Here is a 437-nt window from a genome sequence, read left to right as displayed (position 1 = left end):
GAGGGTGACGGCGTCGACGACGTTGGACTCGAGGACCGGGCGGACCGAGCCGTCGGCCATGGCCAGCGCACGCAGCCGGACCAGCTGCTCGGTGTCGAAGCCGGGGACGCGCAGGCGGGTCCAGCCCTGGGAGACGGACTGGGTGATGTCGGCGAGGTCGCCGCCGGGGATGGCGCGACCGACGTCGGCGGCCGCCTTGAGCCAGCCCTGGAGCGGCGAGAGCTGCGCCGCCGGCGGGGTGCCGGTGGTCTTGCTGCTCGAGGAGGAGGCGTAGGCGATCTGGCCGTTGGCGACGCCCACCGTGACCATGCTGGCCAGCGCCGGGGTCAGGTCGCCGAAGCGCTGGCGGAACAGCACCGCACGCGCGCTGCTCGAGGCGAAGGGCTGGGAGCTGACCAGCTCGAGGTCGGAGACCTGGGCGGAGGTCAGTCCGAAGA

Annotated in this window: 1 protein-coding gene; it reads right to left on the bottom strand. The window is 73.5% G+C overall.

Annotated features, from left to right (window positions below):
- The coding region (locus LPA41_RS41190; RefSeq protein ID WP_229076920.1) for a hypothetical protein at positions 1-437 on the bottom strand (437 nt) is incomplete at both ends.

Source organism: Actinoplanes sp. DH11, from assembly GCF_020873875.1.
Classification (GTDB): domain Bacteria; phylum Actinomycetota; class Actinomycetes; order Mycobacteriales; family Micromonosporaceae; genus Actinoplanes.
This window is presented reverse-complemented; position numbering and strand designations above follow the sequence as displayed.